The sequence below is a fragment of the Achromobacter sp. 10T422 genome (assembly GCF_056394065.1).
Genome location: NZ_JBFTHD010000002.1, coordinates 1 through 22,262 on the forward strand (window position 1 = coordinate 1; position 22,262 = coordinate 22,262).

A 22,262-nucleotide genomic window follows, 5' to 3' on the forward strand; every position below is an offset into this window, starting at 1 on the left:
TCGCTTCGCACTCGCTTCGCACTCGCTTCGCACTCGCTTCGCACTCGCTTCGCACTCGCTTCGCACTCGCTTCGCACTCGCTTCGCACTCGCTTCGCACTCGCTTCGCACTCGCTTCGCTCGCTTGCTGCCCCCCGAGGACTCCGGCCGCCCCAACTCAGGGCCGCCCGATTCCGGGCATTACGCGATGGCGGCTGTCATATTTCGGGATCGGCGGGATTTCTGAATTCGGCTCAATTCGGGCTTTTTGGCCAAAAAATCCCAATATTTAGAACTTTGTGGTCAATTAGCACCGATATGGTGCAAGGAATATGTAAATGAATGCTCCGTCTTAGGGCATTCCCCTAGTGTGGCATTCCCGCACTTGGTGCAGAATCTCTTCCCATGCAGGTGAGGAGACAAAGCCCTGCATGGGCAAATACCGGCGGCACCGGTACATAAAAAAAGTAAAGCAGTACTCAAAAAAAGCAAAACGCACAACGGCTGGCACCAGGCAGTGCCAGCCGTTGTCGCATAAAAAGCCTGTATTTCATCAGCAAGGGCTTTTCAGACGCAGCGTTTCGCGCTATCCAGGCAGGGTCTGAAAACATCCTAGCTATGCCGAAATCCCGCGCATCTCCCTCTGAGTCCGCACCCACCCCCTATTGGCGCCGCAACTTGCGGCTGATTGCGTTGCTGCTTGTCGTCTGGGCGGCGCTGACGTTCGTGCCCGCCTTCTTCGCGCGCAGCCTGACGTTTAATTTCATCGGCTGGCCCTTTGCCTTCTGGATGGCCGCCTACGGCGCGCCGCTGGCCTACCTGATCATCATCGCCATCTACGCCCGCACCATGAACCGCGCCGACGAGCGTGCCGAAGCGGGCGCCGAAACGGGCTTCGATGCCACCCGCGACCCGTATCGCGATGACAACGCGGGGGGCCGCTGATGCCGTTTTTCAGCGGAGACACCCCCCAGGAATTCAAGATCCGCCTGCGCCGCATCTATGTGCTGTACACGGCGGGCTTCGCGCTGATGATCCTGCTGATGGCGCTGGCCGAAATCCTGGGCATGCCGCGCAACTGGATCGGCTATGTGTTCCTGCTGGTTACGGTCAGCCTGTATGCGGGTATCGGCATTGTTTGCCGCACGTCAGATCAGGTCGAATACTACGTCGCGGGCCGGCGCGTGCCTGCCATCTATAACGGTATGGCGACCGCCGCCGACTGGATGTCGGTGGCGTCGTTCATCGGGGTTGCGGGCACGCTGTACCTGACGGGCTACGGCGGGCTGGCCTACATCATGGGCTGGACGGGCGGCTACGTGCTGGTCGCCATGCTGTTGGCGCCGTACTTGCGGCGCTTTGGGCAATACACCATCCCCGATTTCATGGGTGCGCGCTATGGCGGCAACATGCCGCGCCTAGCGGGCGTGGCGTGCGCCATTCTGTGTTCGTTTACGTATCTGGTCGCGCAGATCTACGGCGTGGGCATCATCACCACGCGCATGACGGGCATCTCGTTCGAGCTGGGCATTTTCGTGGCGTTGGGCGGCATGCTGGTTTGCTCGTTCCTGGGCGGGATGCGCGCGGTGACGTGGACGCAGGTCGGGCAATACATCATTCTGGTCATCGCGTATCTGGTGCCGGTGGTGTGGTTGTCGGTGAAGCACACCAATATGCCGGTGCCGCAGCTGTCGGCGGGCGTGGTGCTGCAACAGGTCACCGAAAAAGAGATCTACCTGCAAAACGATCCGTCGGAAATCGAGGTGCGCCGGCTGTGGCAGCAGCATGCCGATCAAATGGCCAAGCGCGTCGACACCCTGCCGGAATCGTGGACGCTGGAAAAGGACAAACTACGCAGCCGCCTTGCGCAACTGAATGCGTCGGATGCGCCCATGGTCGAGATTCGCTCGGCCGAACGTGAGCTGGCCGCGTACCCCGCCAGCGTGGAAGATGCGCGCGTGGTGTGGTCGCAGGCGCGCGCCACGTTTGAAGCGCGGGCCGCGCCGCCCACGCCGCACGCAGAGCCGTTTCCCGCCAAAGATGCGGAAGAGCGGCGCAATATGCGCATCAACTTCCTGGCGCTGGTGTTGTGCCTGATGCTGGGTACGGCAGGCATGCCGCACATTCTGATGCGGTCCTACACCACGCCCTCGGTCATCGAGGCGCGTAAATCGGTGTGCTGGTCGCTGCTGTTCATTCTGCTGCTGTACTTCATGGCGCCCGCGCTGGCGCTGCTCGTGAAGTACGAGGTCTACACACAGGTGGTGGGCTCAAATTTCCTGAGCCTGCCCAATTGGGTACACGCATGGAGCGCGGTCGACAGCAACCTGCTGGACGTCACCGACATCAACCGCGACGGCGTCGTGCAGTTAAGCGAGATCAGCATGGGGGCCGATGTAGTGGTGCTGGCCATGCCCGAAATTGGCGGGCTGCCCTATGTGATTTCAGGGCTGGTGGCGGCGGGAGGCCTGGCGGCGGCGCTGTCCACCGCAGACGGCCTGCTGCTGACCTTGTCGAATTCCTTGTCGCATGATATGTGGTACCGGATGGTGTCGCCGCGCATGTCGGCCGCGCGCCGGGTGATGGTGTCGAAAATTCTGCTGCTGGTCGTGGCGTTTGGCGCGGCCTGGGTGGCGGCGCGCAAACCGGCGGACATCCTCTTTATGGTGTCGGCGGCGTTCTCGTTTGCGGCGTCGTCATTTTTCCCGGCGCTGGTCATGGGCGTGTTCTGGCGGCGCGCCAACAAGTGGGGCGCCACCTTGGGCATGGCGGCGGGCCTGTTGGTGACGTTCGCCTATATGACGCACACGCACCCGTGGCTGCGCGAATGGGTGCTGGGCATTTCGCGCACGCAGCCGGTGGATTTGTGGTGGGGCATTCAGCCGATTGCGGCGGGCGTGTTCGGCGCGCCGGTGGCGTTTCTGACGATCATTGTGGTGTCTTTGCTGACGCCGCCGCCCGACCGCGCCACGCTGGCGCTGGTGGACTATCTGCGTCATCCGGGCGCGCCCCGGCCGCCCGCTGAAAAAGCCTAGCGCGATTCGCAGGCGTCAGGCTGGCGGTTTTCCGGGTCGGTGCAGGCCGCCCAGGTGGCCTTGGGCACGGTTTGCAGCAGCGTATAAATCTGCCCCGGCGCCCACAGCCATTGCACGCTGCCAGGCGTTTGGCCGGCGGCTTCCCAGACGCGTTGGCGTTGCGCAGGGCTTAGCGTGAACCGGCCGTTGTTACCGCTGTTGCCGTTGGCAAGCACGGCGGCGGGGTTCCGCTTGGCGGCATAGACGTCGCCGTCCTGGGGTTGAACGATGGCCCAATCGTAGTGATACGACTCCATCGCAGGCGCGGCCCAGTTCGGCCCGGGCAGCACCAGCACGGCAAATTCAGATGGCCGCACCCGATAGGGCAGCCCAAGCGTGAGCTGTTCGTTTTCCCAATCCAGCCGTTGCCGTTCATAGCGTTGGGCGGGCTGGCCCTGCGCATCAAATGTGGTCACTTCCCGCGCATCGCCTTGCCTTTCTGCATAGGCAATCGTGCGCAGCAGGCGGCCGCTGTCGTCGTGCACGTAGCGGGCCAAGGGCTGCGACGCTTCGCTACACGCGTTGGCGCTGCGTTCGGCCAGCCAGCCATTGCGGTCATAGCGCAGGCAGGTGTAGAGCGATGCATTGGGCTTGCCGCTGGCCGCATACGAGCGCAGCTCAACGCCGATCAGCCGGGCCTTGTCGTCGTACTGGAAGCGGGTTTCGTTGTCGGGCTTGGGCAACGTCTTTTGATGCGAGCCTTGAGCGTCGTCCAGCGTGCGGGCGTCGTATTCGGCGATGCCGCACAGGTGCCTGACGCCATCCGCGCCGCGCTCGAAACGCAGCACGGTGGGGCCGATGCGGGCATCCGGCTCGGCGGCGTACACCGACCAATCCACGCGTTCGGCCCAGATGACCGGCGTGGCGCGCGGCCCGGTTTCCACGTCCACCGGAGCTTCCCAACTGCGGATGCGCGACCCGTCCAGCGCCAACAGCGTGTTGGTTTCGCTCAACTTCACGTTGGTGACGATGGTTTCCCGCTGGCCGGTCGCGGCCATGGGCTGGCACAGCGCATGCGCCCAGGCCGGGGCTAAAGACAGCGCGGTCAGCGCAAGCAGGCGCAAGGCGGGATCAGCGTGTGGCATTGTGCAAATAAGCGATCAGCCCCCAGAGTTCGCTGCTGACCCCGCCCAGGCGCAAGCCGCCGTCGCGGGTGTCCATCAGCAGGAAGGGGTAGGCGTTGCGTTCCAGTTTGCCGGCAGGCGGCAACCGGTAGGGCGTGAAGTGCTTGGAGGACAGCAGGTAGGTGTTGGCCATATCGCCAACATCCACATGCAGATACCAGACAGTGAGCGGGGTGGCGTCCAGCGCGGGGTCTGTTTCGGGATACAAGCCGCCTTGCCCTGCGGGGATGCCGCTTTCCAGCACGCCCAGGATTATGGTGCGCGGGCCAGGCTGGGGAAAGTAGGCGCCATCGCTGCCACGGCTGGCGAATGTCTGGCGGATGAAGCTTGCGCCGCGAGACCCCGGCACCACCGTGCGCGCGAACATCGCGTCCAGCTGCGCGTCGGTCAGCGGGCGGCGCGAGGCGGCCAGCGTGTCCAGGTCCTGCGTGAAATCATGCAGCCACGCACGGTAGCGTTTGAGTTCGGCGGCGCGGTTGAAGTCCTGCGCCGTGGCGTTGCCGGCCAGTGCAAAGAGCAGGAAAAAGGGCAGGAAAAAGGGCAGGAAGAAACCCGACGCCAGCCCGCGCCAAGACAGCAACCGTAGCAGCCCCACGGCCGGCGCGGTCAATGCGAGACCGATTTCGAGAACACGTTCATCACCACCACGCCGGCGATGATGAGGCCGATGCCGATCAGCGCGGGCGTGTCCAGGTGCTGCTTGAACAGCACGGCGCCGACGATGGAAATCAGCACGATGCCCACGCCGGACCAGATGGCGTAGGCAATGCCCACCGGGATTTCACGCAGCGTCAGCGACAGGAAGTAGAACGAGATCAGATAGCCGAACACCGTGATGATGGACGGCACTAGGCGGGTGAAGCCTTCGGAACCCTTCAGCGCGCTGGTGGCGAAAATCTCGGCGATGATCGCCACGCCCAGGTAGAGCCATTTCATTTGCGCATTCCTTCGGATTGCCGCAGCAGCACCAGCAGCGCGCCCGCGCCGCCTTCGCGTTCGGGCGCTTCGGAAAACGCCAGGACTTCTGACTTTTGCACCAGCCAGGTGCGCGCCTTGTCTTTCAGCACCGGCTCCAGCCCTTCCGAGCCATAGCCCTTGCCGTGCACGATGCGCACGCAGCGGATGCCGTGTTCCTGGCATTCATCCAGAAACGACAGCAGCGCATGACGCGCCTGTTCCACGCGCAGACCGTGCAGATCCAGCTCCGCGCCCGCGCGCCATTGGCCGCGCCGCAAGTTGCGGGCGGTGTCGGGCGCGGCGTCGTTGCGCACAAACGCGGTGCCGCCTTCGGACAACAGGTGCGTGATCTCGCCGCCATCCGACACGCCGGCATCCGCGCGCGACGGGGTTTCCCCCAGCGCGTTGGCGCGGCGCAGCGCCGGAGCAGGTTCCTCCACGGGCTTGTGCTCCACCCGGGCGGCGTGCTTGATCGGCGTGACGGACTTCATCGTGCGCTGGAAAGCCGCCATGTCGTCCATGGGCGCGCTTTCCGGCTTCTTCAGTACGGCGACCCGCTTGGCGAGCGCTTCGCGTTCACGTTCGGCTTGCAGGTCTTTCTTCAGGCGTTTCAGGTCGGCCAGGCCGACCTTACTGCCCCGCATTCTCCAACCACCGTTGAGCGTCCAGGGCGGCCATGCAGCCCGTGCCGGCGCTGGTGATGGCTTGGCGGTAGACGTGGTCCTGCACGTCGCCGGCGGCGAACACGCCAGGCACGGAGGTCATCGTGGCCATGCCGGACAAGCCGCTCTTGGTGACGATGTAGCCATCCTTCATTTCCAGCTGGCCCTGGAAGATTTCCGTGTTGGGCTGGTGGCCGATCGCGATGAAGGCGCCGGTCACCGCCATGTCTTCGGTGACGCCAGTGTCCACGTGGCGTACGCGCACGCCCGTTACACCGCTGTCGTCGCCCAGCACTTCTTCCAGCGTATGGAACGTCTTCAGTTCCATGTTGCCGTTCTCGACTTTGCTCATCAGCTTGTCGACCAGGATGGGCTCGGCGCGGAACTTGTCGCGGCGATGGATCAGGGTGACCTTGCGGCAGATGTTGGACAGGTACAGGGCTTCTTCGACGGCCGTATTGCCGCCGCCAACGACGACGACGTCCTGGTTGCGGTAGAAGAAACCGTCGCAAGTGGCGCAGCCGGACACGCCGCGGCCCATGAAGGACTGTTCGGACGGCAGGCCCAGGTATTTGGCCGATGCGCCCGTGGCGATGATGAGGGCGTCGCAGGTGTAGATCTTGCCGGTGTCGCCGGTCAGCGTGAACGGACGCTTGGACAGGTCGACCTTGGCGATGTGGTCAAACAGCATCTCGGTGTTGAAGCGTTCGGCGTGCTTCTGGAAGCGCTGCATCAGGTCCGGACCCTGGACGCCATCTGCGTCGGCCGGCCAGTTGTCGACGTCCGTGGTGGTCATGAGCTGGCCGCCTTGGGCCAGACCTGTAACAAGAACAGGGCTCAGATTGGCGCGTGCCGCATAGACGGCCGCCGTGTAACCGGCAGGGCCGGAACCGAGTATCAAAACTTTAGCGTGCTTGGGCGTGGACATGGGCGGGTATCTTTAGGTTAACGCCCAATTATAATGAGCCGCATGCCGCGTATCTCGACTGCTTCTCCGCGCGCCTCGCGCAACACCCGCAACGGACCTTCGCCGCTACAGACGCGTATTTCTGCGTTGCTGCGCGAAGCCCGCTGGATTCTATTTGCCGCCCTGGCGGCCTGGCTCACCCTGGTGCTGGCCACCTGGAGCGCGTCCGACCCTGGCTGGTCGCACTCCGTGCCCGGCGACGTCGTGCGCAACCATGGGGGGCGGCTAGGTGCCTATCTGGCAGACATCCTGCTCTATCTCTTTGGCTTCTCGGCCTGGTGGTGGGTCGTTCTGCTGCTGCACCGCGTGCGCGCCGGCTACCGGCGCCTGGCCAGCCAGCTCAAGGTAACTAATAGTAAACAGCCGGAAGTGTTGCCGCGCGTCCACTGGGAAGAGGGCATAGGCTTCTTTCTGTTGCTGCTGGGGTCGCTGGGCATGGAAGCCCTGCGCTTGGCCAGCCGCGGCACCCATCTGCCCGGCGCGTCTGAAACTGCCAGCGGCGCAGGTGGCGTCATCGGCCACACGCTGGCCGACCTGATCAGCCGCAGCATCGGTTTCACCGGCAGCACGCTGGCCTTCCTGGTCATGCTGGCCATCGGCCTGAGCCTGTTTTTCTCGTTCTCGTGGCTGGCTGTCGCCGAGCGCGTGGGCTCGTGGATGGAAGGCCTGGTGCGCCGCGTCCGCAATTCCTACGCTGCCCGCGAAGACCGCAAGGTCGGCGAAGTGGCGAAAGCCGTGCGTACGGAACAAGTCGTGGCCAAGCAGGAAAAGCTGGTGCACGAACAGCCGGTGCGCATCGAACCCGCCATTACCGTCGTGCCGAAGTCCGAACGGGTTGAAAAGGAAAAGCAGCAGTCGCTGTTCTTCGCGCCTGCGGGCGGCACCGAAGGCGACCTGCCCGCCATCAGCCTGCTGGACCCACCGCTGACCAACCAGGAAACGGTGTCGGCGGAAACCATCGAATTCACCTCGCGCCTGATCGAAAAGAAGCTGGCCGACTTCGGCGTGTCCGTCACCGTGGTGGCGGCGCAGGCCGGCCCGGTCATCACGCGCTATGAAATCGAGCCCGCCACCGGCGTGAAGGGCAGCCAGATCGTCAACCTGGCCAAGGACTTGGCGCGCGCGCTGAGCCTGGTCAGCATCCGGGTGGTGGAAACCATTCCGGGCAAGAACCTGATGGGCCTGGAACTGCCGAACCCGCGCCGCCAGATGGTGCGTTTGTCCGAAATTCTGGGTTCGCAGACCTATCACGCCAGCCATTCGGTCGTGACGATGGCGCTGGGCAAGGACATCGCCGGCAACCCGGTGGTGGCCGATCTGGCCAAGATGCCCCACTTGCTGGTGGCCGGTACGACCGGTTCCGGCAAGTCGGTGGGGATCAACGCCATGATCCTGTCCTTGCTGTACAAGGCCGACGCGTCCCATACCCGCCTGATCCTGATTGACCCGAAGATGCTGGAAATGAGCGTCTACGAAGGCATCCCGCACCTGCTGGCGCCGGTGGTCACCGACATGCGCCACGCGTCCAACGCGCTGAACTGGTGCGTGGGCGAAATGGAAAAGCGCTATCGCCTGATGAGCAAGATGGGCGTGCGCAATCTGGCGGGCTACAACACCAAGATCCGCGACGCCATCAAGCGCGAGGAACCGATTCCGAACCCGTTCTCGCTGACGCCGGATCAGCCCGAGCCGCTGTCGCCCTTGCCCACCATTGTGGTGGTCATCGACGAATTGGCCGACCTGATGATGGTGGTGGGCAAGAAGATCGAAGAGCTCATCGCCCGTCTGGCGCAGAAGGCGCGCGCCGCCGGTATCCACCTGATCCTGGCCACGCAACGCCCCAGCGTGGACGTCATCACGGGCTTGATCAAGGCCAACATCCCGACGCGTATCGCGTTCCAGGTGTCGTCCAAGATCGACTCCCGCACCATTCTTGATCAGATGGGCGCCGAGACCCTGCTGGGTCAGGGCGACATGCTTTACATGCCGCCTGGCACTGGCCTGCCGGTGCGCGTGCACGGCGCGTTCTGCAGCGACGACGAAGTCCACCGCGTGGTGGAAAACCTGAAGGCGCAGGGCGAACCGAACTACATCGAAGGCCTGCTGGAAGGCGGCGTCGAAGGCGATAACGGCGAAGGCGCCAGCAGCGTCACCGGCATCGGTGGCGACGCCGAGTCAGACCCGATGTACGACCAGGCTTGTGAAGTGGTGCTCAAGCACCGCCGCGCGTCGATTTCGCTGGTGCAACGTCACCTGCGCATCGGTTACAACCGTGCGGCCCGGTTACTCGAGCAGATGGAGCAATCGGGTATGGTGTCGGCGATGCAGTCCAATGGCAACCGCGAAATTCTGGTCCCCGCGGCAGCCGCCGCCCGAGAGGAAGCATGATGAAGACGTTTCGCCGCCTGGCCGTAGTCGCAGCCCTGAGCCTGGCGCCCGCACTGACGTTCGCCGCCAGCGCGCAAGAACAGTTGAAGGCCTTCGTCGCCACGGTCTCCGCGGCGACGGGTTCGTTCTCGCAATACACGGTGAATACCCAAGGCCGCACGCAACCTGCCCAGACGGGCGTGTTCTCGTTCCAGCGCCCTGGCAAGTTCAAGTGGGCGGTGCAGAAGCCTTACGAGCAGCAGGTTATCTCTGACGGCCGCACGGTGTATCAGTTTGACCCCGATCTGGCTCAGGTCACCGAGCGCAAGGTGGACGCCGCCATCGGCACGTCGCCCGCCGCCATCCTGTTTGGTTCCGGTTCGCTTGAGCAGTCGTTTGACGTCACCGCCTTGCCGTCCAAGGATGGCGTGGAATGGCTGCGCGCCAAACCGCGCACGGCGGACGCCGGCTTTTCGCGCGTGGATATCGGCATGAAAGACAACCTGCCCGTGCGCGTGGAACTGCTGGATTCTTTCGGGCAGACGACGCGCGTGGACTTGTCATCCATCGCCGCGAACCCGTCCTTGCCGGCGAAGGAATTCCAGTTCGTCGCGCCCAAGGGGGTGGATGTGGTGAAGATGTAAAAAGAAAGGCCCGGTGAATTCACCGGGCTTTTTTTCGGACGTGATCCAGGCGCCTTTCCCCGCCGGGCCGCCCCAAGGGGAAAGAGCCCCCTCGGGGGGCAGCTAGCCCACGGAAGTGGGCGCGGCGTGGGGGCCCCTTTCCCCGCCGGGCCGCCCCAAGGGGAAAGAGCCCCCTCGGGGGGCAGCTAGCCCACGGAAGTGGGCGCGGCGTGGGGGCGCCTTTCCCCGCTGGGCCGCCCCAAGGGGAAAGAGCCCCCTCGGGGGCAGCTAGCCCACGGAAGTGGGCGCGGCGTGGGGGCGCTTATACGCCACGCAATCAATCTCAACTTTAGCGTCCACCATCAAACTGGACTGCACGCAGGCGCGTGCCGGCGGGTTTTCGCCGAAGTATTCCTTGAAGACCTTGTTGAACGACGGGAAATCGCGGGCGTCGTCCAACCAGACGCCGCAACGCACCACGTGTTCCGGGCCGTAGCCGGCTTCCTTCAAGATCGCCAGCAACTGCTGAATGGCTTTATGGCACTGGGCAACCGTGCCGCCTTCAATCACTTCACCGTTTTCCATCGGCACCTGGCCGGACACGTGCAGCCAGCCGTCGGCCGCAACCGCGCGCGCAAACGGCATGTGCGATCCGCCCTGGCCGGTGCCGCCGGCCACGCCGTAGCGGGTGATGCCATTGTTGTCGGGGGTGGGGGCATTGCTCATGGATAGGCTCCTTAGGGTGTTTGGGGGGCGGGCGTCAGCGGATTTGCTGCGGCAAAGCCCGCGCGCAGATCGCCACTGCGCGGCAGCCAGCGGCCAGCGCGGTCGCCGGTGGGTTGCCCGTGGTGATAAGAGAGTGCGCCATTGACCCACACGGCTTCGATGCCCGCGGCCGTTTGCACGGGGGCGGCGAAGGTGGCGCGGTCGATGACGGTGTCGGGATTGAACAGCACCAGGTCAGCGTGATAGCCCTCGCGCACCAGGCCGCGTTCAGCCAAACCGAAGCGGGCGGCGGACAGGCCGGTCATCTTGTGCACGGCCTGAATCAGCGGGAACAAGCCCACATCGCGGCTGTAATGGCCCAGCACGCGCGGGAACGCGCCCCACAGGCGGGGGTGCGGCATCGGATCGTTGGGTAGGCCGTCGGAACCCACCATCGTCAGCGGGTGCGACAGCACGCGGCGCACATCGTCTTCGTGCATGTTGTGATACACGGCGCCCGCGGGCTGCAAACGCTTGGCCGCGTCCAGCAGGCTCACGCCCCATTCGGCGGCAATGTCGGCCAGCTTGCGGCGGGCCTGCTCCGGATGCGGCACGGACCAGGTGATGTCGATATCGAATTCGTCGGTGACCTGCTTCAAGTCCAGCGTCGACGAGCTGGCGGAATACGGATAGCAGTCGCAACCCACGTGTTGCAGGCGGCCGGCGCTTTCAAGCGTGAACAGCACTTCCTTCGTGCGGCCCCAGTTGCCCGCGCCCGCGCATTTCAGGTGCGACACCACCACCGGCACGCGTGCATGCTGGGCAATGTCGAACGCTTCCTGCATGGCTTCCAGGATGGCGGCAAATTCCGAGCGCAGGTGCGTGGTGTAAAGCGCGCCGAATTCGTCCAGCGCTTCGGCCAGCAGCTTGACTTCGGCGGTGTCGGCCTCAATGGCGGATGCATACGCCAGGCCCGTGCTGAGCCCGATTGCGCCATGCGCCAGGGCGTCTCGCAGTTGCTCGCGCATCGCCAGCACTTCGTCTTGCGTGGCGGCGCGGTCCAGGCGGTCCATGTGGTTGCTGCGCAGCGCCGTGTGGCCGACCAGCGCGGCCACGTTCACGGCGGGCTGCGCGGCTTCGATGGCGCGGGTGTAGTCGGCGAACGTGGGGTAGTTGAAATCCTTGCGGCCGCCCAGCAGGTTCATCGGGTCTGGCGGGTCGGCGCGCAGCGACACGGGCGAGGCGCTGATGCCGCAGTTGCCCACCACCACCGTCGTCACGCCTTGCGACAGCTTGGGCAGCATGCCCGGCGTGCGGATGACGTTGGTGTCGTCATGCGTATGCACGTCGATGAAGCCGGGGGCGAGCGCCAGGTCGGTGCCGTCGACGATGTGGCGGGCGTGCGCGCCCGGCAGGTCGCCAATGGCGGCGATGCGGCCATTGGCCAGCGCCACGCTGGCGCGGTACTCGGGGCCGCCCGTGCCGTCCAGGACTCGGACGTTGCCTATGAGGGTGTCATACATCTTGGGTTCCAGGTTCAATCGCCCAGCGGCAAACGGTTGGGGCCGCCGCGGTGTTCGTCCAGCGCCAGCTTGATGCGGCGCAGGCGTTCGCGGTTTTCCTCTTGGTTCAGCATGGCCAGTTCGGTAGACAACAAGTCAATGGCCAGCATCATCGCGTAGCGCGATGCCGAGGGTTTGTAGATGAAGTCGGTTTCGTCGGTGCGTATCGGCAACACCACGTCGGCCAGCTTGGCCAGCTCCGACGATGCGTCGGTGATGGCGACAAGACGCGCGCGGTACTGTTTGACGATGCGCGCCGCACCCACGATTTCCGGCGTCAGGCCCGACGCCGACAGCACCAGCACCGCATCGCGCTCGTCCAGGGTGGCGGCCACCATGCGCAACAGCACGGCGTCGCTGTAGACGGCGATGGGGTAGCCCAGCCGCACCAGGCGCGACTGCACTTCCTGCGCCAGCACGGCGGACGCGCCGCCCATGCCGAACACGTAGATCATGCGGGCGCCGTCAATCATGGCGCAGGCTTGCTCGAACAACGACTCAGTAAAAGTGGGCAGATGCGCGCGCAGCGTGCTTTCGATGTCGGCGTAGATGCGGGCGTAGAAGGTGCTTTCCTCGGCGGGCGCGCTCGGGTCCAGAAAGCGGCTGCCCACCGTGCTGGCCTGCGCCAGCTTCATCTTCAGGTCGCGCGTGTCGTCGCAACCGACCGTGCGCGCAAAGCGCGAGATCGTGGCGATGCTGACGCCCGCCTTGGTGGCCAACTGGTCAACGGTGGCGCTGGCGCCCCACATGATGTCGTCCAGAATGGCGTCAGCGACCTTGCGTTCGGTCACGCTCAATGCGTCCCGCCGACTGCGTATCTGGAAGACGATGTCGCGGATGATGTTCATGTGAAATTCCTGGGTCGAGTCGGGCAGGGCTGGCCGGCGTCAGGCCGCCAGCTCGGGGTCGCCGATGCGCGAACAGGCCACGTAGTGGCCCGGGCCGACGCTGACAGCTTGCGCTTCGATCGTGGCGCAGGCGTCAATGGCGTGCGGGCAGCGCGTGCGGAACACGCAACCGGACGGCGGATTGATCGGGCTGGGGATGTCGCCTTTCAGCAGAATACGCGAGCGCGGCGCACGCGGGTCCGGCACCGGCGCGGCAGACAGCAGCGCGCGAGTATAGGGATGGCGGGGGCGCGCGTACACCTCGCTGGTGGGGCCGCGCTCCATCACGCGGCCCAGATACATCACGACGACGTCATCGCACAGGTAATCCACCACCGCCAGATCATGCGCGACGAACAGCATCGTCAGCCCCAGATCGCGCTGCAAATCCTGCAACAGGTTCAGCACCTGCGCCTGCACGGACACGTCCAGCGCCGACACCGGTTCATCAGCCACGATGAAGTCGGGTTCGACCGCCAGCGCGCGGGCGATGCCGATGCGCTGGCGCTGGCCGCCCGAAAACTCGTGCGGATAGCGGCGGCTATGGTCGGCGTTCAGGCCCACGCGTTCCAGCAGTTCGCCGATGCGGGCCGACCGCCGGTGCTGCGCAAGCTTGTGCGTGTCCAGCGCCTCGCCCAGAATCTCGGCCACCGTCATGCGGGGGTTCAGGCTGGCATACGGGTCCTGGAACACGATCTGCATGCGGCGGCGCCACGGCAGCATCTGCCTTTCATTCAGCTTGGTGATGTCTTGGCCATCGAACACAATGCGGCCGGCAGTGGGCGCAAACAGGCGCAGCAGCGCGCGGCCCGTCGTTGTCTTGCCGGAGCCAGATTCACCCACCAGGCCGACGATGGTGTTTCTGGGCACGTCGAAGCTGACGCCGTCCACCGCCCGCACAACCGGCGCATGGCGCGCCTGCGAGGTCGGGAAATGCACTTTCAGGTCTTCGATGCGGACCAGCGGCGCTTCGGCGCGCACGGTCACTTGAGGGCTCGTCATATCGGGTTCACCTTGATGCAGCGGGCGCGATGTTCGGGTTGTACCGTGACCAGTTCCGGCACGGCGGCGCGGCAGTCGTCGGCCGCCAGCTCGCAGCGCGGCGCGAAGGTACAGCCGGCCGGCAGCGACAGCACGCTGGGCACGTTGCCGGGAATGGCGCGCAGGCGTTCGCCCGAGGCCAGCAGCGCAGCGGTGGGCAGGCACGACAACAGGCCGCGGGTGTACGGGTGCGTGGGCTTTTCGAACAGGTCGTAGACGCCCGCGTCTTCCACCACGCGGCCGGCGTACATCACCGCCACGCGATGCGCGATCTCGGCCACCACGCCCAGGTTGTGGGTGATGAACAGGATGCTCATGTTCATCTCTTTCTGCAGCCGGCGCAGCAGGTCCAGGATCTGCGCCTGCACGGTCACGTCCAGCGCGGTGGTGGGCTCGTCGGCGATCAGCACGGCCGGGTTGCAGGCCAGCGCCAGCGCGATCATCACGCGTTGGCGCATGCCGCCCGACATCTGGTGCGGGTATTCGTTGACGCGCCGGTCGGCAGCGGGAATCTCTACGCGTTCCAGCATTTCGCGGGCGCGCTTGAGCGCCGCCGCGTACGAGCCGCCTTCGTGCTGCAACACGGCTTYGGCGATCTGGTCGCCCACCGTGTACAGCGGGTTCAGGCTCGTCATCGGCTCCTGGAAAATCATGGCGATTTCCGCACCACGGATTTTCTGCAGCGTGGCGGGCGTGGCGTGGGCCAGATCATGCTGCACGCCCTGGCGGTCGCGGAACAGGATCTTGCCGGCTTCGATGCGGCCCGCCGGTTTGGGCAACAGGCCCATGATGGACAGGCTGGTTACGGATTTTCCGGAACCGGATTCACCGACGATGGCCAGCGTTTCGCCGCGAGCCAGGTCGAAGGTGACGCCGTCCACGGATTTGGCGATGCCGTCGCGGCTGTGGAACCAGGTCTTCAACCCTTCCACGGACAGCACGACGTCTCGGGTGCTTGCCGTCATGATTACAGCTCCTTGCGCAGGCGCGGGTCGAGCACGTCGCGCAGCCCGTCGCCCACTAATTGCAGCGACAGCACGGACAGCACAATGGCGATACCGGGGAAGATCATGATCCAGTCCGCCGAGCCCATGTACTGCTGGCCGGCGTTGATCATGGTGCCCCAGGTGGGAATGTCGGGCGAAACGCCCACGCCCAGAAACGACAGGCCGGCTTCGGCCAGAATCGCGTAGGCGAAGATGAACGTGCCTTGCACCAGGATGGGCGACACCAGGTTGCGCAGCACGTGCACGGTCACGATGCGCCACGTGGGTACGCCCAGCGCGCGGGCGGCTTCCACGAAAGGCAGCTCGCGGATCACAAGCGTCGAGGCGCGCACGATGCGGGCCAGGCGCGGCGTGTAGACGATGCCCAGCGCAATCACCACGTTGATCAGCGACGGGCCCAGCGCGGCCACCAGCGAAATCGCCAGCAGGATGTCGGGAAACGCCATCATGGCGTCGATCAGGCGCGACACGAACTTGTCGGCCGACCGGAAGAACCCGGCGATAAGACCCAGTGCAATGCCCAGCACGCTGGACACGACCACCACGGAAAAGCCCACCATCAGCGACAGGCGGCCGCCATAGATGACGCGGCTGAACACGTCGCGCCCGAAGTCGTCGGTGCCGAACCAGTGCGCGGCGCCCGGCGCCTTCAGCCGGTTCATGATGGACAGCTTGAACGGGTCGTAGGGGCTGACCCACGGCGCCAGCAGCGCGGCGGCCACCAGCACGATGATGACGATCAGGCTCAGCAGCACGGTCTTGCGCGACACCAAGAGGCGCAGCACCTGCCAGCGGTCGGCGCCGCCGGCGGATTGGGGAGAAGTTGCGATAGCCATATCAGTAGCGCACCCGGGGATCGACCAGCAGGTACAGCAGATCGATGATCAGATTGATCAGGACATAGATGGCCGCGATGATCAGCAGCGCGCCCTGGATGACGGGGTAGTCGCGGCGCAGCACCGCCGACACCACCAGACTGCCCACGCCGGGCAGGCCGAACACGGTTTCGGTCACGACGGCGCCGCTGATCAAGAGCGCGGTGGTCAGGCCCAGCACGGTCAGGATGGGGATCAGCGCATTGCGCACGGCGTGCTTCAGGATGACCTTGCTTTCCGGCAGGCCCTTGGCGCGCGCGGTGCGCACGTAGTCGTCACGCAGCACGTCCAGCATGCTGGCGCGGATGAAGCGGGTGATCAGCGCGGAGTTCACCAGGCCCAGCACCACCGCGGGCAGAATCAGGTGCGACAGGCGCGTGGCCAGCGACGCGTCGGGGCCGCCATAGCCCGACACCGGCAGCCAGCCCAGCTTCACCGAGAAAATCTGCATCAGCAGCAGGCCGAGCCAGAAGCTGGGCACGCTGGAGGTGAACATCGAGAACGACAGCACCGACTGATCAAGCGTGGTGCCCCGTTTGACGGCGGACAGAATGCCCACCGGCAGCGCGATGGCGCTGGCGATAAGCAGCGACATCAACGTCAGGAAAATCGTGGGTTCGGCGCGGTCAGCCAGTGCGGAGAGCACGGGCTTGTTCATGAAGATGGACTGGCCCAGATCGCCTTGGACGAGCTTGCCCAGCCACGATACGTATTGCAGCGCCATGGGCTGGTCCAGCCCCAGCTGCGTGCGCAGCGCGGCGATGTCCTGCTGGCTGGCTTGCGGACCCAGCATCACGGCAGCCGGATCGCCGGGCGTGACGCGGATGATGACGAACACGATGGTCGCGACGATAAACATCACGGCCACCAGCCCGACCAGCCGGTTTAAGAGATAACGCAACACGATGATGTCCTAATAGAAGCGTCAATCAGTGCATGAGGGATGGGGGGCCTTACTGCACGCCCCTTCCCAGCGATGGGGGGGGCGGCGGGCGGTCGTGTTCTTGCGACCGCGCTGCCGCGCTTTACCCATCCTTACTTAGGGCTTTTCCAGGCGTTCCAGAAGAACGGCCACGGGGCGGGCTGGGTGCCTTGCAGCGACGGCGAGCGCGCAGCCTGGGCGTTGAAATCGCCGACCTTCACGAACGGGATTTCGTCATACACGGCCTGCTGCACGTCGGCCCAGCGCTTGATGCGTTCTTCCTGCGTGCGGGCCTGGTTGTAGGCGTCCATCACCTGTGCGCGGCGCGGCGTGTCCCACCAGCCCGGCGCGTCCTTGGACGGGAAGTCGATCAGCGCGGGTTCCGGCAGGAACACACTGTGCGTGATGAAGATGTCCCACACGGCGGGGTCTTGGCGGCGTTGCGTCAGCGTGGCCCAATCCACCACCTGCATGTCCACCGTGAAGCCGGCTGCCTTCAGGTATTCCGCGGCCACCAGCGCCATCTTGTAATGGAACTCGTACTGCTGGCTGGTCAGGATGCGGATCTTCTTGTCGGCGACGTTGGCGCTGTCCAAAAGTTTCTTGGCGGCGGCGGAGTCGGCCTTGTTGTAGACCTTGCCGCCCAGCGACGTGGCCCACGGGTAGCCTTCGGGATACAGGTCGCCGTTCAGCTTGTAGAAGTCTTTGTTGCCGAATGCGGCAAACAGCATGTCTTCTTCATTCAGCGCCAGTTGCACGGCCTGGCGCACGGCCAGGTTGGACATGATGCCCTGCTTGGTGTTGAGCACCAGGCGCGGCCAGCCGAAAGGCTTCAGCATCACCGGGTCGGAACGGCCGCCCTTGAGCTTTTCCAGCGCTTCCACGGGCAGCGAGTCGACGTAGTCGAACTGGCCGGCGGCAGCGGCTTCCGAGCGGGTGTTGGCGTTGCTGACCGGCACGAAACGGATTTCGTCCAGGTATTGCTTGCGTGCGCCGCCGTAGCCGTCGGGCTCGCCTTCGCGCTGCTTGTAGCCGTCGAAACGCACCAGCTGGATGTACTGGTCCGGCACGCGCGCCTTCAGTTGGTAAGGCCCCGTGCCGACGATTTCGGTCAGCACCGGCGCGATCTTGCCCTTGGGCATGATGACGGCGGCGGCGTTGTTCATCGCCAGCAGCGCGGTCAGCGGCGCATAGGGTTGCTTCAGCGTGATGCGGATGGTGTTGGCGTCAGGCGCTTCGATGCTCTGGATGACCTTGGCGGCGCCCTTGCCGCGCGTGGCGGTTTCCGTCCAGCGCTTCAACGAGGCCAGCACGTCCGACGAATCCATCTTCGAACCGTCATGGAACGTGATGCCCTGGCGCAGCGGAATCGTGTAGATCAGGCCGTCGGGGGTCACGTCCGGCATCTTGTCGGCCAACAGCGGAGTCAGGTTCCACTTGGCGTCGAAGGTGTACAGCGTTTCGAAGAAGTGCTGCGTCAGGATGCCCACCAGATCAGCGGTGCTGGTCATGGGGTCAAGCGTCGGCGGCTCACCGATGGTGGCGACGGAAATCGTGCCCCCCTTGACCGGCGTGGCACTCAGGGCGGGGGACGACATTGCGGTCAAGCCAATTGCGCCGGCCGCGAGCAGGCTGGTCAGCCCGCCGCCTCGCCGGGAGGGTCGGAAGTTCATGATTCTCTCTCCAGAGGGGTCAAAAACAGGTTGTCGCGTGAAATCAGGTAAGCGCCGGTTCCCAAGTCATTCAGCCCCCTTGGGCCTGGCGCGATGCGTCAGGCAGGGGGCGTTCAGAAGAAGGTTTCGGCCACGTCCGTGACGCGGTACTGCTCGTCCACCAGCAAGACCTGGCGCCACTTGTCGAACGTCAGGCAGGGGTGGGAGATATCGAAGGCGATCATGTCGCCGACTTGAATGTCGTCGCCGTCGGCGATCTGCATGAAGGCGTGCTGGTCCATCATGGCGGTCAGCTTCCAGGCGCGGTTCGCGTCTGCCGGGGCGCTTCGCCCCGGACGGTAGTGCAGGGCGGGCGTAGGCAGGCCGGCGTCAAACGCGGCGTCGCGCTTGCCCATTGCGATGATGGCGCGGCCGGGTTCGGGCAGCGACTGCACGTAGGCCCAGACCTGCAAGGCGGGCAGCAGGCCCGGCTCCATTTTTTGCGCCACGGGGTTGTGGGCATTGATGCGTTCGGCGGCCGAGCGGTACACGCCCACATCGTGCGACAGGTAGCAGCCCGGGCGCAGCACCACTTCCAGCGGTGCGCCAATATCCAGCTGCGAGAATTCTTCGGCCACGACGTCGAACCAGGCCGACCCGGCGCCCGAGATCACGGCGGGGCCGTTCTTGCGCAGGCGGCCGGCGGTGGCCAGGCCACGCAGGGCGTCGGTGGCGCGGCGCAGGAATGCGCGGATGGCGCCTTCTTCCTGCAACACGCCTTCGTAGACTTCAATGCCGGCCAGCGCCAATCCGGGCCAGCGGCCGATTTCTTCCACCACGGCTTGCAGTTGGGCGTCGTCGCGCACGCCGGTGCGTCCGCCGGCGGGGCCCAGTTCGATCAGCACCGGCAGGGTCAGGCCTTGCTCGCCGAAGAACTCGCCCAGTTGGGCGGCGTTGGCGGGGGAATCGACGATGCAGAAGTACGTGAAGGCGGGGTCTTGCAGCAGGCGGGCGATGATGGCCATGTTGGCGCGGCCCACCAGCTGGTTGGCCATCAGCACGCGGCGGATGCCATGTTGATAGGCGGCCAGCACTTGGGGAGCCGTCGCCAGCGTGATGCCCCAGGCGCCGTTGTCGATCTGGCGCTTGAACAGCGCCGGGCTCATCGTGGTCTTGCCGTGGGGCGCCAGTTTGACGTGGTACGCCTCCATGAACTGCTGCATCCATTGCAGGTTGTGGCGCACGCGGGCTTCATAGAGCACGGCGACGGGCAGGCTGACGTCTTCGTCCAGCAGGTTCCAGTTCAGGGCCGCCACGCCCGCGGTCGTACAGGACTCGGGGAACGCGCCCAGGCCTTTGCCATTCACGTCCAACAAGGCTGCGGGGGAAGAAGAATTCGTCATGGTGGGCGCCTGCTTTGGAAAATATTTACGTCAAAGTTCGTTTTTTTCATTATCGTGAAAGAAATTTACAAGCGGGAGCTAGGAGTTACCCTAGTCGACAGGGCGGCCCACGTGGCTCCACAGGGATTTACACGGCTCTCCACACGGCAGCCCAGTTGGCGCGACAATAGCGAAACGTTCGAAATTCATCGCGCCAAACAAGGAAATGCCATGCTGAAAGTCGCTTTGGGCCAGTTCGCCGTCAGCCGCGTCTGGGAAGAAAACGCGCAAGTCTGCGTCGACCTGATGACGCGCGCCCGCGAAGGCGGGGCGGATCTGCTGGTGCTGCCCGAAGGCATCCTGGCCCGCGATATCACCGACCCGCAGATCGTGCTGAAGGCCGCACAGCCGCTGGATGGCCCGTTCATGACCCGCCTGCTGCAAGCCAGCCGCGGCTCGTCCCTGTCGACGATGATGTGCGTCCATATCCCCACCGGGGACGGCCGCGTCTGGAACACGCTGGTCACGCTGCGCGACGGCGAAATCGTGTCGCAGTACCGCAAGCTGCACCTGTACGACGCCTTCACGATGAAGGAATCCACCAACGTCACGCCGGGCGCCGAGATCCCGCCCCTGCTGGAAATCGCCGGCCTGCGTGTGGGCCTGATGACCTGCTATGACGTGCGCTTCCCCGAATTGGCGCGCCGCCTGGCGCTGGACGGCGCTGACCTGCTGGTGCTGCCGGCCGCGTGGGTGCGCGGGCCGTTGAAGGAAATGCACTGGGAGGTATTGGTCACGGCGCGCGCGCTGGAAAACACCTGCTATGTGGCCGCCACGGGCGAATGCGGCGAACGCAATATCGGTTGCAGCATGGTGGTGGACCCCTTGGGTGTCGTCACGGCCCGCGCGGGCGAGGCGCCGGCGCTGGTGTTTGCCGATATCGACCCCGAGCGTCTGGCGCATGCCCGCAAGGTGCTGCCGGTGCTGGCCAACCGCCGTTTTGCGCCGCCGGAATTGGCCTAGCCGCCGTGCCGGCTGCGCAAGTCAGTCGGCATGGCCGTCATGGTGTAATGCTGACTTGAACTTCACGCTGTCCTCCCTCATCTGCTGCCAATGAGCAACGATCTCTTCGCGGCCGATCCTGCGCATCGGCCCTATGTGCCTCTGGCCGAACGCCTGCGTCCGCGCACCTTGTCTGACGTCGTCGGGCAATCGCACCTGCTGGGGCCTGACAAGCCCCTGCGCGTCGCCTTCGAATCGGGCCGTCCGCACTCCATGATTTTCTGGGGGCCGCCCGGCGTGGGCAAAACCACGCTGGCGCGCTTGATGGCCGACGGCTTCGATGCCCAGTTCATCGCCATCTCGGCCGTGCTGGGCGGGGTGAAAGACATCCGTGAAGCGGTCACGGTGGCGCAGGTGGCGCAAGGCCAGGGCCGCCGCACGATCCTGTTCGTGGACGAAGTGCACCGCTTCAACAAGGCCCAGCAGGATGCTTTCCTGCCCTATGTGGAAAGCGGGCTGTTCACCTTTATCGGCGCCACCACCGAAAACCCGTCGTTCGAGGTCAACTCGGCCTTGCTGTCGCGGGCGCGGGTGTACGTGCTGCAATCGCTGTCGCCTGAAGAGTTGCAACAGCTCGTCGATCGCGCGGTGACCGCGCTGAACGACGGGGTGGAGGACGGCGAGGCCATCCGCGTCGAGGACGATGCGCGCGAACAATTGGCCGCGTGGGCCGACGGTGACGCGCGCCGGTTGATCAGTGCGGTCGAAGTCGTGGCGGAATCGGCGCAGTCGGCGGGGCGCGACACGGTCGACGCCGCCTGGCTGGAAATCTCGCTGTCGCAGAACCTGCGCCGTTTCGACAAGGGCGGTGACGCGTTCTACGACCAGATCAGCGCGCTGCACAAATCGGTGCGCGGCTCCAACCCGGACGCGGCCCTGTACTGGTTCTGCCGCATGATCGACGGCGGCGCTGATCCCAAATACCTGTCGCGCCGGCTGGTGCGCATGGCGGTGGAAGACATCGGCCTGGCCGACCCGCGCGCCACCGATCTGGCCGTCGTTGGGGCCGACATCTACGAACGCCTGGGCTCGCCCGAAGGCGAGCTGGCGCTGGCGCAAGCCGTGGTCTACATGGCCTGCGCGGCCAAGTCGAACGCGGTCTATAACGCCTATAACCAGGCGCGCCAGTTCGCGGCCGAACACGGCAGCGCGCCGGTGCCGATTCATCTGCGCAATGCGCCCACCAAATTGATGAAGCAATTGGGCCACGGCAAGGCCTATCGCTACGCGCACGACGAGCCGCACGGCTATGCCGCCGGCGAGCAATATTTCCCTGATGGACTCAAGCCTTCCTTCTATCGGCCGACCGATCGCGGCCTGGAGGCTAAAATCCAGCAAAAGTTGGCATTTCTGCGCGAGCTGGACGCGCAGGAACGCGCCAAGAACCGGTAACGGGCCACGCCCGTTGCTTCACG

Annotated in this window: 20 protein-coding genes; 6 read left to right on the top strand and 14 right to left on the bottom strand. The window is 65.0% G+C overall.

Features of this window, described 5'->3' with window-relative positions:
- Positions 1-596 precede the first annotated feature (596 nt).
- Positions 597-923 carry a DUF4212 domain-containing protein gene (locus AC1DB0_RS04180; RefSeq protein ID WP_054424390.1) on the top strand — a complete coding sequence of 109 codons (327 nt, stop codon included), beginning with the start codon at positions 597-599 and terminating at the stop codon, positions 921-923.
- Entirely contained in the window at positions 923-3,013 is a 2,091-nt protein-coding gene (locus tag AC1DB0_RS04185; RefSeq protein WP_054424388.1) for a sodium:solute symporter family protein, read from the top strand. Before AC1DB0_RS04180 ends, AC1DB0_RS04185 begins: the two co-directional genes overlap by 1 nt.
- Here the strand turns inward: AC1DB0_RS04185 and AC1DB0_RS04190 are convergent.
- Genes AC1DB0_RS04190 through trxB form a run of 5 tightly spaced genes read right to left on the bottom strand, consistent with a single transcriptional unit; the run spans position 3,010 to position 6,723 of the window.
- Positions 3,010-4,137: a hypothetical protein gene (locus AC1DB0_RS04190; RefSeq protein WP_476757758.1), complete on the bottom strand. Its 1,128-nt coding sequence runs from the start codon at positions 4,135-4,137 to the stop codon at positions 3,010-3,012. The two genes, AC1DB0_RS04185 and AC1DB0_RS04190, sit on opposite strands and share 4 nt — an antisense overlap.
- Positions 4,124-4,786 (bottom strand): hypothetical protein, encoded by a 663-nt coding sequence (locus AC1DB0_RS04195; RefSeq protein ID WP_476757757.1) that lies wholly within the window; start codon positions 4,784-4,786, stop codon positions 4,124-4,126. Before AC1DB0_RS04195 ends, AC1DB0_RS04190 begins: the two co-directional genes overlap by 14 nt.
- Positions 4,783-5,112 carry a DMT family transporter gene (locus AC1DB0_RS04200; RefSeq protein ID WP_054424385.1) on the bottom strand — a complete coding sequence of 110 codons (330 nt, stop codon included), beginning with the start codon at positions 5,110-5,112 and terminating at the stop codon, positions 4,783-4,785. The genes AC1DB0_RS04195 and AC1DB0_RS04200 overlap by 4 nt, the downstream gene beginning before the upstream one ends.
- On the bottom strand, positions 5,109-5,777 hold the full coding sequence (locus tag AC1DB0_RS04205; RefSeq protein ID WP_175172170.1) for a Smr/MutS family protein: 669 nt from the start codon (positions 5,775-5,777) through the stop codon (positions 5,109-5,111). Before AC1DB0_RS04205 ends, AC1DB0_RS04200 begins: the two co-directional genes overlap by 4 nt.
- Positions 5,764-6,723: a thioredoxin-disulfide reductase gene (trxB, locus tag AC1DB0_RS04210; protein ID WP_175172172.1), complete on the bottom strand. Its 960-nt coding sequence runs from the start codon at positions 6,721-6,723 to the stop codon at positions 5,764-5,766. Before trxB ends, AC1DB0_RS04205 begins: the two co-directional genes overlap by 14 nt.
- A 42-nt stretch (positions 6,724-6,765) precedes the next feature.
- On the opposite strand from trxB, the gene AC1DB0_RS04215 reads away from it, so the two are divergent.
- Both AC1DB0_RS04215 and lolA read left to right on the top strand, forming a co-directional pair.
- Complete coding sequence (locus AC1DB0_RS04215; protein WP_346552143.1) at positions 6,766-9,150, top strand: DNA translocase FtsK; 2,385 nt, start codon at positions 6,766-6,768, stop codon at positions 9,148-9,150.
- Positions 9,150-9,773, top strand: a complete 624-nt coding sequence (gene lolA, locus AC1DB0_RS04220) for an outer membrane lipoprotein chaperone LolA (RefSeq protein ID WP_054424378.1) — start codon at positions 9,150-9,152, stop codon at positions 9,771-9,773. The genes AC1DB0_RS04215 and lolA overlap by 1 nt, the downstream gene beginning before the upstream one ends.
- Positions 9,774-10,040: 267 nt before the next feature.
- Here lolA and AC1DB0_RS04225 read toward each other — a convergent pair whose 3' ends face one another.
- The 9 genes from AC1DB0_RS04225 to AC1DB0_RS04265 all read right to left on the bottom strand — a co-directional run bounded on the left by AC1DB0_RS04225 (position 10,041) and on the right by AC1DB0_RS04265 (position 19,806).
- Positions 10,041-10,478 (bottom strand): RidA family protein, encoded by a 438-nt coding sequence (locus AC1DB0_RS04225; protein ID WP_054424377.1) that lies wholly within the window; start codon positions 10,476-10,478, stop codon positions 10,041-10,043.
- An 11-nt stretch (positions 10,479-10,489) separates the two neighbouring features.
- Positions 10,490-11,980, bottom strand: coding sequence for an N-acyl-D-amino-acid deacylase family protein (locus AC1DB0_RS04230; protein ID WP_054424375.1), 1,491 nt, complete (start codon positions 11,978-11,980; stop codon positions 10,490-10,492).
- A gap of 14 nt (positions 11,981-11,994) precedes the next feature.
- Entirely contained in the window at positions 11,995-12,867 is an 873-nt protein-coding gene (locus tag AC1DB0_RS04235; RefSeq protein ID WP_054424373.1) for a MurR/RpiR family transcriptional regulator, read from the bottom strand.
- Between the two features lie 39 nt (positions 12,868-12,906).
- The gene (locus tag AC1DB0_RS04240) at positions 12,907-13,908 is read right to left on the bottom strand and encodes an ABC transporter ATP-binding protein (protein ID WP_054424372.1); all 1,002 of its coding nucleotides are present in this window, start codon (positions 13,906-13,908) and stop codon (positions 12,907-12,909) included.
- A complete protein-coding gene (locus AC1DB0_RS04245) occupies positions 13,905-14,912 on the bottom strand; it encodes an ABC transporter ATP-binding protein (protein WP_476758609.1) in 1,008 nt (335 codons plus the stop codon). The genes AC1DB0_RS04240 and AC1DB0_RS04245 overlap by 4 nt, the downstream gene beginning before the upstream one ends.
- Positions 14,913-14,914: 2 nt before the next feature.
- Positions 14,915-15,790: an ABC transporter permease gene (locus AC1DB0_RS04250; RefSeq protein ID WP_054424368.1), complete on the bottom strand. Its 876-nt coding sequence runs from the start codon at positions 15,788-15,790 to the stop codon at positions 14,915-14,917.
- A gap of 1 nt (position 15,791) precedes the next feature.
- Complete coding sequence (locus tag AC1DB0_RS04255) at positions 15,792-16,733, bottom strand: ABC transporter permease (protein ID WP_054424366.1); 942 nt, start codon at positions 16,731-16,733, stop codon at positions 15,792-15,794.
- A gap of 131 nt (positions 16,734-16,864) precedes the next feature.
- Positions 16,865-18,424, bottom strand: coding sequence for an ABC transporter substrate-binding protein (locus AC1DB0_RS04260; RefSeq protein WP_054424364.1), 1,560 nt, complete (start codon positions 18,422-18,424; stop codon positions 16,865-16,867).
- A gap of 113 nt (positions 18,425-18,537) precedes the next feature.
- Positions 18,538-19,806, bottom strand: coding sequence for an amino acid deaminase (locus AC1DB0_RS04265; protein ID WP_175171671.1), 1,269 nt, complete (start codon positions 19,804-19,806; stop codon positions 18,538-18,540).
- A 210-nt stretch (positions 19,807-20,016) separates the two neighbouring features.
- On the opposite strand from AC1DB0_RS04265, the gene AC1DB0_RS04270 reads away from it, so the two are divergent.
- The gene (locus AC1DB0_RS04270) at positions 20,017-20,808 is read left to right on the top strand and encodes a deaminated glutathione amidase (RefSeq protein WP_054424361.1); all 792 of its coding nucleotides are present in this window, start codon (positions 20,017-20,019) and stop codon (positions 20,806-20,808) included.
- A 90-nt stretch (positions 20,809-20,898) separates the two neighbouring features.
- Positions 20,899-22,239 (top strand): replication-associated recombination protein A, encoded by a 1,341-nt coding sequence (locus AC1DB0_RS04275; protein WP_054424359.1) that lies wholly within the window; start codon positions 20,899-20,901, stop codon positions 22,237-22,239.
- Positions 22,240-22,262: the final 23 nt, after the last annotated feature.

Bases quoted from the DNA above. Each gene is read 5' to 3' on its own strand.
- AC1DB0_RS04250 (WP_054424368.1), bottom strand. From the start codon at position 15,790: ATGGCTATCGCAACTTCTCCCCAATCCGCCGGCGGCGCCGACCGCTGG.
- trxB (WP_175172172.1), bottom strand. From the start codon at position 6,723: ATGTCCACGCCCAAGCACGCTAAAGTTTTGATACTCGGTTCCGGCCCT.
- AC1DB0_RS04180 (WP_054424390.1), top strand. From the start codon at position 597: ATGCCGAAATCCCGCGCATCTCCCTCTGAGTCCGCACCCACCCCCTAT.
- AC1DB0_RS04270 (WP_054424361.1), top strand. From the start codon at position 20,017: ATGCTGAAAGTCGCTTTGGGCCAGTTCGCCGTCAGCCGCGTCTGGGAA.
- AC1DB0_RS04215 (WP_346552143.1), top strand. From the start codon at position 6,766: ATGCCGCGTATCTCGACTGCTTCTCCGCGCGCCTCGCGCAACACCCGC.
- AC1DB0_RS04190 (WP_476757758.1), bottom strand. From the start codon at position 4,137: ATGCCACACGCTGATCCCGCCTTGCGCCTGCTTGCGCTGACCGCGCTG.
- AC1DB0_RS04235 (WP_054424373.1), bottom strand. From the start codon at position 12,867: ATGAACATCATCCGCGACATCGTCTTCCAGATACGCAGTCGGCGGGAC.
- AC1DB0_RS04230 (WP_054424375.1), bottom strand. From the start codon at position 11,980: ATGTATGACACCCTCATAGGCAACGTCCGAGTCCTGGACGGCACGGGC.
- AC1DB0_RS04275 (WP_054424359.1), top strand. From the start codon at position 20,899: ATGAGCAACGATCTCTTCGCGGCCGATCCTGCGCATCGGCCCTATGTG.
- AC1DB0_RS04205 (WP_175172170.1), bottom strand. From the start codon at position 5,777: ATGCGGGGCAGTAAGGTCGGCCTGGCCGACCTGAAACGCCTGAAGAAA.
- lolA (WP_054424378.1), top strand. From the start codon at position 9,150: ATGAAGACGTTTCGCCGCCTGGCCGTAGTCGCAGCCCTGAGCCTGGCG.
- AC1DB0_RS04240 (WP_054424372.1), bottom strand. From the start codon at position 13,908: ATGACGAGCCCTCAAGTGACCGTGCGCGCCGAAGCGCCGCTGGTCCGC.
- AC1DB0_RS04185 (WP_054424388.1), top strand. From the start codon at position 923: ATGCCGTTTTTCAGCGGAGACACCCCCCAGGAATTCAAGATCCGCCTG.
- AC1DB0_RS04265 (WP_175171671.1), bottom strand. From the start codon at position 19,806: ATGACGAATTCTTCTTCCCCCGCAGCCTTGTTGGACGTGAATGGCAAA.
- AC1DB0_RS04260 (WP_054424364.1), bottom strand. From the start codon at position 18,424: ATGAACTTCCGACCCTCCCGGCGAGGCGGCGGGCTGACCAGCCTGCTC.
- AC1DB0_RS04225 (WP_054424377.1), bottom strand. From the start codon at position 10,478: ATGAGCAATGCCCCCACCCCCGACAACAATGGCATCACCCGCTACGGC.
- AC1DB0_RS04200 (WP_054424385.1), bottom strand. From the start codon at position 5,112: ATGAAATGGCTCTACCTGGGCGTGGCGATCATCGCCGAGATTTTCGCC.